This window comes from Rhizobacter sp. (assembly GCF_031412495.1).
Lineage (GTDB): Bacteria > Pseudomonadota > Gammaproteobacteria > Burkholderiales > Burkholderiaceae_C > Schlegelella_A.
This window is the reverse complement of the sequence record NZ_JANODC010000552.1, coordinates 1-9,927: the sequence shown is the minus strand read 5'-3', so window position 1 is coordinate 9,927 and position 9,927 is coordinate 1. Positions and strand designations below refer to the sequence as shown.

Below are 9,927 nucleotides of genomic sequence, written 5' to 3'. Positions count from 1 at the left end.
CGCGGGCGGCCGGCTCAACGTCGGCGTCATCAGCGCCGGCGACTACTTCTTCCCGCGCCTGCTGGTCGAGTTCGTGCGCCGGCACCGCGACGTCAGCCTCAACTTCAGCGTGCACAACCGCGAGGGCCTGCTCGGCCAGATCGCGCACAACCTCACCGACCTGGCGATCATGGTCCGGCCGCCGACCGACATGGACACGGTGCAGCTGCCGTTCGCGCCGCACCCCTACGTCATCGTCGCCGCGCCCGATCACCCCTGGGTCGGGGAGCGGGCGATCCGGCGCGAGCGCATCGCGGGCCAGCCTTTCGTCGTGCGCGAGAAGGGCTCGGACACCTGGAACTCGATGGCCGACAGCTTCGGCGCCGCGATGGTCGATCTCCACGTGGCGATGGAGATCCGCAGCACCGAGACGATCAAGCAGGCCGTGATGGCCGGAATGGGGGTGAGCTTCCTCTCGGCGCACACGGTGGCCCGCGAGCTGCACGCCGGAAGCCTCGCCGTCCTCGACGTCGAGGGCTTCCCGGTGATGCTGAACTGGTACGTCGTGCACCGCACGCAGAAGCGCCTGCCGCCCGTCGCCCAGGCGTTCAAGGACTTCCTGCTGGCCGACGGCGCGGCGCTGATCGCCGAGTACGTGCCCTTCCCGTCAGCGCGGGCCTGAAGCCGCGCTCGCTGCGCTCGCCGGCGCCACGTTCGCCGGGGAGGTCGAGGTCGTCGCCGGGGACGTGACGGAAGCGGGTGCACCGTGCGGCGCAGCGACGCTCGAAGCCGTCGCCATCGGCAGCAGGGGGACGATCAGGAGTGCCACGATGTTGATGATCTTGATCAGCGGGTTCACGGCCGGGCCGGCGGTGTCCTTGTAGGGGTCTCCGACGGTGTCGCCGGTGACGGCGGCCTTGTGCGCCTCGCTGCCCTTGCCGCCGTGGTGGCCGTCCTCGATGTACTTCTTGGCGTTGTCCCAGGCCCCGCCCCCGGTGCACATCGAGATGGCGACGAAGAGGCCGGTGACGATGGTGCCCATCAGCAGGCCGCCGAGGGCGGCGGGGCCGAGCAACAGGCCGACCAGAATCGGTGCGACCACCGGCAGCAGCGACGGAATGATCATTTCCTTGATCGCCGCGGTGGTGAGCATGTCCACGGCGCGGCCGTATTCCGGCTTGCCGCTGCCGTCCATGATGCCCTTGATGTCGCGGAACTGGCGCCGCACCTCGACGACGACGGCACCCGCGGCGCGGCCGACCGCTTCCATTGCCATCGCACCGAACAGGTAGGGGATCAGGCCGCCGATGAAGAGGCCGACGATGACGCGCGGGTCGCTCAGATCGAAGCTGACGTTCATGCCACGGCCGGCGAGCGAGTGCGTGTAGTCGGCGAAGAGCACGAGCGCGGCGAGGCCGGCCGAGCCGATCGCGTAGCCCTTGGTCACCGCCTTGGTGGTGTTGCCGACCGCGTCGAGCGGGTCGGTGACGTCGCGGACGCTGGCCGGCAGGTCGGACATCTCGGCGATGCCGCCGGCGTTGTCGGTGATCGGGCCGTAGGCATCGAGGGCGACGACGATGCCGGCCATGCTCAGCATGGCGGTGGCGGCGACGGCGATTCCGTACAGGCCGGCGAGCCAGTACGAGACCAGGATCGCGACGCAGACGAAGAGCACCGGCCAGGCGGTGGAGCGCATCGAGACGCCGAGGCCGGCGATGATGTTGGTGCCGTGGCCGGTGGTCGATGCCTGGGCGATGTGCTGCACCGGCTTGTACTGCGTGCCGGTGTAGTACTCGGTAATCCAGACCATCGCCGCGGTGAGGACCAGGCCGACGGCGCAGGCGCCGAACAGCGACATCGCCGTCACGGTGCCGCCACCGGCCAGCGCCATCGGCTGCGGGAACATGGCCATGGTCACGAAGTAGAAGGCGATCAGCGACAGCACGCCGGCGACGGCCAGACCCTTGTAGAGCGCTGGCATGACGTTCTTCATTCCCGGCGAGGCCTTGACGAAGGCGCAGCCGATGATCGAGGCGATGATCGAGACGCCGCCGAGCAGGAGCGGGTAGACGACGGCGTTGACCGTCGCGCCGGTCACCATCAGCGCACCCAGCGCCATGGTCGCGATCAGCGTCACCGCGTAGGTCTCGAACAGGTCGGCGGCCATGCCGGCGCAGTCGCCGACGTTGTCGCCGACGTTGTCGGCGATCACCGCCGGGTTGCGCGGGTCGTCTTCCGGAATGCCGGCCTCGACCTTGCCGACGAGGTCGGCGCCGACGTCCGCGCCCTTGGTGAAGATGCCGCCGCCGAGGCGGGCGAAGATCGAGATCAGCGACGAGCCGAAGGCGAAGCCGAGCAGCGGCTTCAGCGTCGCCGGATCCACCTTGGTGCCGCCGCTCAGGTACCAGAAGAAGGCGCCGACACCGATCAGGCCCAGGCCGACGACCAGCATGCCGGTGATCGCGCCGCCCTTGAAGGCGACGTTCAGCGCCGGGCCGATGCCCAGCGTCGCCGCCTGCGCGGTGCGGACGTTGGCGCGAACCGACACGTTCATGCCGATGAAGCCGCAGGCACCGGACAGGACGGCACCGAGGACGAAGCCGACGGCCGTCATGGTGTCGAGGAAGATGAGGATGAGGATCGCGAGGACGACACCGACCACCGCGATTGTCTTGTACTGCCGTGCCAAGTAGGCGGCGGCGCCCTGCTGGATCGCCGCGGCGATCTCCTGCATGCGTGCGTTGCCGGCGCTCTGCGCCAGGATCCAGCTTCGTTGCACGAAGCCGTAGACGACGGCGGCGACGCCGCAGGCCAGGGCGATGTAGAGCGCTGTGGTGGTGGAGATCAAGAGAGTTCCTTCCTCGTTCGGATGCGGCGATTCGGTCGCTTCACGTTCTGCGCCGGCCGTCTGCAGTGCACGGTCGGACAAACCCGCGAATGTTAAGGGATGGCGCGTTCGCGGCGGCGCCGGGGGCGTTTGAACGCACCGTGATTCGCGTCGATGCGACGCTTAACATCGGGTCCTCCCATCGAAAAGCGCGAGTGCCATGAGCCTGCACAACGTCACGCCGGGGCCCCGGGCGCCCGACGAGTTCAATGTGATCATCGAGATCCCGATGAACGCCGACCCCATCAAGTACGAGGTGGACAAGGAGAGCGGCGCGATGTTCGTCGACCGCTTCATGAGCACCGCGATGCACTACCCGTGCAACTACGGCTACGTTCCGCAGACCCTCTGCGACGACGGCGATCCGGTCGACGTGCTCGTCATCACGCCTTTTCCCCTCGTGCCCGGGATTGTGGTGACTTGCCGTGCGATCGGCGTCCTCAAGATGGAGGACGAGGCCGGCGGCGATGCGAAGATCCTGGCCGTGCCCATCGACAAGATCCTGCCGATCTACGCGCACTGGCAGAAGCCCGAGGACATGAACGACCTGCGCCTGCGCACGATCCAGCACTTCTTCGAGCACTACAAGGATCTCGAGGAGGGCAAGTGGGTCAAGGTCCAGGGATGGGGCGGGCCGGAGGCGGCGCGGGCGGAGATCGAGGCCGGCGTCGTCGCCTACCAGAACACGCCGCGGCGCCTGCGCGACCGGCGTGCTGCGGACCGATCGGAGTAGCCGCCCGGGGCGAGCGGACTACTCCGCCGTCGCCTTGAACGGACGGCGCTCGTCGAGCTCGCTCAGGTACGTCTCGACGCCGGCGCCTTCGCGCGCCAGGTAGTCGTCGATGGCGCGGGCGAACTGCGGGTGCGCCAGCCAGTGCGCCGACCAGGTCTGAACCGGCAGCAGGCCGCGCGCCATCTTGTGCTCCCCCTGCGCGCCGCCTTCGAAGCGCCGGTAGCCGTTGGCGATGCACCAGGCCAGCGGCTGGTAGTAGCAGGCGTCGAAGTGCAGGCAGGGGACGTAGTCGACGGCGCCCCAGTAGCGGCCGAAGGCGAGCTTGCGCTCCGGGTCGATGGCGACCAGCGAGGTGGCCACGCGCCTGCCTTGGCGCCAGGCGGTGAAGAGCAGCCAGCGGTCGGCCAATGTCCGGGCCGAGCGGCTGAAGAAGTCGCGCGTCAGGTACGGGGTGGAGTGATGGGCCCGGTAGGTGAGGGTGTAGCAGCGGTAGAAGAAGTCCCAGTCGTCCTCGCCGATCGCCGGGCCCGCGGCCACGCTGAAGGAGACGCCCGCGTCTCGCACCCGGCGGACTTCCTGCTGGATCTTCTTGCGCTTGTCTCGCTGCAGGCCGGCGAGGAAGTCGGCGAAGTCCGCATACGGCAGGGGCTCGCGGTTGGTCCAGTGGAACTGCACCGTGCTGCGCATAGACCAGCCCGCCTCCCGCGCTGCCGCCTGATCCGCCTCGTCGAGGAAGAGCAGATGCGCCGACGACAGCCCGGCGTTGCGGGCGAGCTGCTCCATGCCGCGCAGGAGCAGGACCCGGTGCGCCTGAGATCGCGCCAGAAGGCGCGGCCCCGGCACCGGCGTGAACGGCACGGCGCCCAGCAGCTTGGGGTAGTACTCGAGGCCGTGCCGTCGGTAGGCGTCGGCCCAGGCCCAGTCGAACACGTACTCGCCGTAGGAGTGCTCCTTGAGGTACAGCGGGCAGGCCGCCACCAGCTCGCCGCGTTCCTCGAGGCCCAGGAAGTGAGGCGCCCAGCCGGTTTCGGCAACGGCGCTCCGCGAGTCGTCGAGCGCGCGCAGGTAAGCAAGCGACATGAACGGGTTGGCCGAAGGCCGGGCCTCGAGCAGCGCACGCCAGGCAACGTCGTCGATCTCGGAAAGGTCGCCGAAGACACGGACGACGTGCTCGGTCGTGGCCCAGTCGCTTCGACGGCGACGTTCGGCGTCGTCACTCATGGGTCAGGAGGCCATCGCAGGCTGGTTCGTCATCGTCGGCGATCGGCATCCGGCCTGCGCGCCCGCCGATGTTAGGTCGAAGGTCCTAAACTCGGGAGAATCCATCCGCATTCCGGAGCCGGCCATGAAGCAGATCACCGCCATCGTCAAGCCTTTCAAGCTGGAGGAGGTGCGCGAGGCGCTCGCCGAGATCGGCGTCTCCGGCCTGACGGTGACCGAGGTCAAGGGCTTCGGCCGGCAGAAGGGCCACACCGAGCTGTACAGGGGCGCCGAGTACGTGGTCGACTTCCTGCCCAAGGTGAAGATCGAGGTCGTCGTCAAGGAAGCCGACGCGGAGCGCTGCATCGACGCCATCATCAAGGCGGCCAAGACCGGCAAGATCGGCGACGGCAAGATTTTCGTCACCGAGATCCAGCACGTGGTGCGGATCCGCACCGGCGAGCTCAACGAGGACGCGGTCTGACGCCGGAAGCCGCGGGTTCCCGAGGGGCGTCGACGAGCCGGGTCCGGCACAGGCGGTCGTGCCAGAACTGACGGCTCGGCTCGGTCAGCGCCGAGAGCGCGTACAGCGCGATCCCCGCTACCGTCCAGCCCAGGCTCGGCCAGGGCGGCAGCTGCCAGAGCCGGGTGATTAGCGTTGCGGGCAGGAACCAGAACGCGCAGCAGGCGAGGTACCTGCAGAGGGCGCGCCATCGCGACGGCGGCGCTCCGTCCGGCCCGACCAGCCGGATGCGCCAGGTCTGCATGGCCAGGGTCTGGCCTCGGCGCGACCAGCACCAGACGAAGTAGGCACCGTAGAAGAAGAAGGCGAAGAGCCGCAGCACGGTGTCGCTTTGCAGGCTCGCCTGGCCACTGCGTGCGACCCACATCGCGCCCACGGCGCCCGGTACGAGGCCCAGGCCGAACAGCAGCATGGCTTCGTAGACGAAGCTGGCCATGCGGCGACGCAGCGAGGGCGTGCGCGGTGGCTCGGGCGCGGTCGACCGTCCGGCCTCGCCGCCGGGCGGCGAGGTCATTGCGTTGTCGGAGGCTCTTTCGATGCCGCCGGAGGCATCACGAGCGGCTGGGTGATCGGCGTCACCCGCACCGGCGGCGCCGGCTGAACCGACGTCGTCGTCACCGCTGCCGCCTGCGGGCCCCGTTTCGGCAGCAGGGTCGACCGGTTCACGAACTCGGGCGTGGCGGCGATCTTCGGCATGCCGGTCTGCTGGTGCGGCGGGGGCGTCGGACGCCGGGTCATGGGCATCGTCGTCGCGCCAGGGGCTGCCTGCACCATGCCCGGCGCGACCTGCCGCAGCCCAGGCTGGACCGACGCCGGATTGGGGATGACGTTGGCCTTGGCCTCGCGGCCGTCCCGCGCGTCCCGCAGCGACGACGCGGCCCGGCCGGGAGAGGCATCGCGTCGAGCGGCTTCCCGGCGTGGCGCTTCCGGCGCCGCGGTCGCGGTCGAGGCCGAGGCGCGCTCGGCGAGGCGTTGCCGGGCGTCCGGCGGCAAGGCCTGGTAGGCCTCCCAGCGCGCACTGCGATCGGGCGCCGGCACCGTGCGCGCTTCCTCGAAGCGAAGCCGGGCCTGGCCCCTCTCGGCCGGAGTGAGGCGCGCCCATTCGGACATCCGCGCCGTGATCCGGGCCTGCTCGGCAGGCCCGAGCGTCTGGAAACGGCCGGCAATGGCGATCCACTTCTGCTTGCGCAGCGAGTCGATCGACGGCCACTCGCCCTCGAGCGGCGCCAGGATTTCGCGCTGCGCCTTAGTGAGGCTTTGCCAGCGCACGCCTTCTTCGCCCTGGGCCGGGACCGGGACCGGCGGGCTCGGCCGAGGCGCCTGGGCCGCGACGATGCCGCTGCAGGCGGCAATGAGGGCCGCCGCTGCGCCGCCGGCGATCCTGGCGCGCATCATTCGCTGGGCGGCGCCTTCAGGAACTCGGAAAAGCCCGGGTCGCGGTAGGCGGTGATCGGCAGGTCGTCGCCCAGCAGGGCCTCGTCGACCTCGGCGGCGATCGACACCTGCATCCGGGTCTGCCCGTCCTGGATGAGCAGCAGCCCGGCGACCAGGACCACGAGCGGCAGGACCGAGCCGAAGCGAAGCCACCAGCTCGACCGGCTGAAGCCGGCGATGGCTGCACCGGACGCAGTGACGCCGACGCCCTGCAGCGAGGCCTGGCGTTCCCGCCGAGCCGCTTCCAGGGCCTTCTCACGCGAAAAGCGCAGGCGCTCGCCGACGTCGGGAGCGACGTTTTCGGCACTCTCGCTCAGGCACGCTGCGATCCGGCTGGCGAATCGCAGGTCCATGGCCTCACGAGCGCTGGCGCGGTAGGGGCTGTCGAGCTGGTTCATAACGTGATTCCCTTCGCCCGGAGAGCTTTCGCCAACGAGTGCACGGCCCGCGAGCAGTGCGTCTTGACGCTCCCTTCCGAACACCCCATCGAGGCGGCGGTCTCGGCGACATCGAGTTCCTCCCAGTAACGCAGGAGAAACGCTTCGCGTTGACGGCCGGGAAGCTGGGCTACCTCGGCGTCGATGATCTGCAGGATCTGCCCCCGCGAGACCGAGTCCGACGCACTCTCCGATGCGAGGGGCCCGCCGAGCGCCTGGAGGGTCTCGAGGATGTCGAAGTCCTCGTCGCCGCCGGACTCGAACTCCGAGAAATTGCGCACGACCTGGTTGCGCACCTTCTGGCGCCGGAACCAGTCCATCGTCGCGTTCGACAGGATGCGCTGGAACAAAAGCGGCAGCTCAGCCGGCGGGCGGTCGAAGTATTTCTCCGAAAGCCGGATCATCGCGTCCTGAACGATGTCGAGCGCCGCATCGTCATCCCGGACGGCGTACACGGCGCGCTTCCAGGCACGCTTCTCGACGCTCTTCAGAAAGTCGGAAAGTTCTTTGTCGGTGGCCAATGAAGCGGGCCTTTGGCGGCAGCTCGGGCGGCGCGGATTATCTCATCGGCCCTGGGGCGGAGGGGCTTGCTGACATCAGGGCCGCGCCGCCGATGCGATAATCGCCGGTTGCACGACATTTTTCGATCGCTCGTGCCGCCCGAAGCGCGGCGGCGTGCGGCGATCGGCTCAGGCACCGCACCCGCTTCACGAGGGCGAGGGAAGGTGCACCGATGGTTTTTCGTCAGAGAAATTCACAGAGGTGAAGAACATGGAATCCTCAGCCCCCGTGCTGAAGCGCGCCGCCGCGGCGCCATCGCCAGCGGTCCCCGAAGCGGACCCGAACGGCTCCGAAATCCTCGTTCGCTGCCTGCAGGCAGAAAGCGTCAAGTTCCTCTGGGGCTACCCGGGCGGGGCGGTCCTCTATATCTACGACGCGCTCTACAAGCAGGAGACGATCCAGCACGTCCTGGTGCGCCACGAGCAGGCGGCGGTGCACGCGGCCGACGGCTATGCGCGCGCCACCGGCGAAGTCGGGGTCGCCCTCGTGACCTCGGGCCCGGGCGTGACCAATGCCGTCACCGGCATTGCCACCGCCTACATGGACTCGATCCCGATGGTGATCGTCACGGGCCAGGTGCCGACGCCGGCGATCGGGCTCGATGCGTTCCAGGAATGCGACACGGTCGGCATCACGCGGCCCATCGTCAAGCACAACTTCCTGGTCAAGGACGTCCGCGAACTGGCGTCGACGATGAAGCGCGCCTTCCACATCGCCCGCACCGGGCGGCCGGGACCGGTGGTCGTCGACGTGCCGAAGGACGTGTCGATGGCGACGGCGCCGTTCCAGTACCCCGCGTCGGTCGAGATGCGTTCGTACAACCCGGTGCGCAAGGGCCACAGCGGGCAGATCCGCAAGGCGGCGCAACTGCTCCTCTCGGCGAAGCGCCCGTACATCTACACCGGGGGCGGCGTCATTCTCGGCAATGCCTCGGCGGAACTGCGCGTCCTGGTCGACCTGCTCGGCTTCCCCTGCACGAACACGCTGATGGGCCTGGGCGCCTACCCCTCGAGCGACCCGAAGTTCCTCGGCATGCTGGGCATGCACGGCACCTATGAAGCGAACATGACGATGCAGAACTGCGACGTTCTGCTCGCCGTCGGTGCCCGCTTCGACGACCGCGTGATCGGCAACCCGAAGCACTTCGCCTCGGTGGAGCGCAAGATCATCCACGTCGACATCGACCCGTCGTCGATCTCGAAGCGGGTCCGGGTCGACATCCCGATCGTCGGCGACGTGAAGGACGTCCTGCACGAGCTGACAGCGCACATCCGCGAATCGGCATCGAAGCCCGACGTCAAGGGCCTGTCGCCCTGGTGGGCGCAGATCAATGAGTGGCGCAAGCGCGACTGCCTGGCCTACGCGAAGAGCGCCGACGTGATCAAGCCGCAGCAAGTCGTCGAGACGCTCTGGGAACTGACGAAGGACCGGGAGACCTACGTGACCTCGGATGTCGGCCAGCACCAGATGTGGGCGGCGCAGTACTACCGCTTCGACGAGCCGCGGCGCTGGATCATTTCGGGCGGGCTCGGCACCATGGGCGTGGGGCTTCCCTACGCGATGGGGATCAAGCTTGCGAAACCGGAGGCGGAGGTCGTCTGCATCACCGGCGAGGGCTCGATCCAGATGTGCATCCAGGAGCTGTCCACCTGCCTGCAGTACAAGACGCCGGTGAAGATCATCTCGCTGAACAACCGCTACCTGGGCATGGTCCGGCAGTGGCAGCAGATCGACTACGGCTCGCGCTACTCGCACAGCTACATGGACGCGTTGCCGGATTTCGTGAAGCTCGCCGAGGCCTATGGCCACGTCGGCATCCGGGTCGACAGGCCATCGGAGGTTGAGCCCGCATTGCGCGAGGCGCTTCGCCTCAAGGACCGCACGGTGTTTCTCGACGTGCGCACCGACCCCACCGAGAACGTCTGGCCGATGGTCAAGGCCGGCAAGGGCATCACCGAGATGTTGCTCGGATCGGAGGACCTGTGAAGCACATCATCGCCGTCCTGATCGAGAACGAGCCCGGTGCATTGTCCCGGGTGGTCGGCCTGTTCTCGGCCCGTGGCTACAACATCGAGACGCTGACCGTCGCGCCGACCGAGGACGCGTCGCTATCGCGAATGACCATCGTCACCACCGGCTCCGACGAGGTGATCGAGCAGATCACCAAGCACCT

11 protein-coding genes are annotated in these 9,927 nt (G+C 68.5%); 5 read left to right on the top strand and 6 right to left on the bottom strand.

What is annotated here, in order from left to right:
• On the top strand, positions 1–661 hold a 661-nt coding region (locus tag AC30N0_RS20630), incomplete at its 5' end, for a LysR substrate-binding domain-containing protein (RefSeq protein ID WP_489519747.1).
• Here AC30N0_RS20630 and AC30N0_RS20625 read toward each other — a convergent pair.
• Complete coding sequence (locus AC30N0_RS20625; protein WP_489519748.1) at positions 647–2,824, bottom strand: sodium-translocating pyrophosphatase; 2,178 nt, start codon at positions 2,822–2,824, stop codon at positions 647–649. The genes AC30N0_RS20630 and AC30N0_RS20625 overlap by 15 nt on opposite strands.
• Before the next feature lie 202 nt (positions 2,825–3,026).
• Here AC30N0_RS20625 and ppa point away from each other — a divergent pair, with 202 nt between their 5' ends.
• On the top strand, positions 3,027–3,599 hold the full coding sequence (gene ppa / locus AC30N0_RS20620) for an inorganic diphosphatase (RefSeq protein ID WP_489519746.1): 573 nt from the start codon (positions 3,027–3,029) through the stop codon (positions 3,597–3,599).
• 18 nt (positions 3,600–3,617) lie between these two features.
• Here the strand turns inward: ppa and AC30N0_RS20615 are convergent, their stop codons facing one another.
• Positions 3,618–4,820 (bottom strand): GNAT family N-acetyltransferase, encoded by a 1,203-nt coding sequence (locus AC30N0_RS20615; protein ID WP_489519745.1) that lies wholly within the window; start codon positions 4,818–4,820, stop codon positions 3,618–3,620.
• Between the two features lie 124 nt (positions 4,821–4,944).
• Here AC30N0_RS20615 and AC30N0_RS20610 point away from each other — a divergent pair, with 124 nt between their 5' ends.
• Entirely contained in the window at positions 4,945–5,283 is a 339-nt protein-coding gene (locus tag AC30N0_RS20610; protein WP_489519744.1) for a P-II family nitrogen regulator, read from the top strand.
• Here AC30N0_RS20610 and AC30N0_RS20605 read toward each other — a convergent pair.
• From AC30N0_RS20605 to AC30N0_RS20590, 4 genes are read right to left on the bottom strand one after another with little or no spacing between them, the layout of a single operon-like run.
• Positions 5,264–5,836, bottom strand: a complete 573-nt coding sequence (locus AC30N0_RS20605; protein ID WP_489519743.1) for an RDD family protein — start codon at positions 5,834–5,836, stop codon at positions 5,264–5,266. The genes AC30N0_RS20610 and AC30N0_RS20605 overlap by 20 nt on opposite strands.
• Positions 5,833–6,717 (bottom strand): DUF3106 domain-containing protein, encoded by an 885-nt coding sequence (locus AC30N0_RS20600; RefSeq protein WP_489519742.1) that lies wholly within the window; start codon positions 6,715–6,717, stop codon positions 5,833–5,835. The genes AC30N0_RS20605 and AC30N0_RS20600 overlap by 4 nt, the downstream gene beginning before the upstream one ends.
• Positions 6,714–7,154 (bottom strand): DUF3619 family protein, encoded by a 441-nt coding sequence (locus AC30N0_RS20595; RefSeq protein ID WP_489519741.1) that lies wholly within the window; start codon positions 7,152–7,154, stop codon positions 6,714–6,716. The genes AC30N0_RS20600 and AC30N0_RS20595 overlap by 4 nt, the downstream gene beginning before the upstream one ends.
• A complete protein-coding gene (locus AC30N0_RS20590) occupies positions 7,151–7,714 on the bottom strand; it encodes an RNA polymerase sigma factor (RefSeq protein WP_489519740.1) in 564 nt (187 codons plus the stop codon). The genes AC30N0_RS20595 and AC30N0_RS20590 overlap by 4 nt, the downstream gene beginning before the upstream one ends.
• 250 nt (positions 7,715–7,964) lie before the next feature.
• Between AC30N0_RS20590 and AC30N0_RS20585 the strand changes: the two genes are divergently transcribed.
• Both AC30N0_RS20585 and ilvN read left to right on the top strand, forming a co-directional pair.
• A complete protein-coding gene (locus tag AC30N0_RS20585) occupies positions 7,965–9,740 on the top strand; it encodes an acetolactate synthase 3 catalytic subunit (RefSeq protein ID WP_489519739.1) in 1,776 nt (591 codons plus the stop codon).
• Positions 9,737–9,927 (top strand): acetolactate synthase small subunit (ilvN, locus tag AC30N0_RS20580; RefSeq protein ID WP_489519738.1); only part of this gene is annotated, 191 nt, incomplete at its 3' end. The genes AC30N0_RS20585 and ilvN, both read left to right, overlap by 4 nt.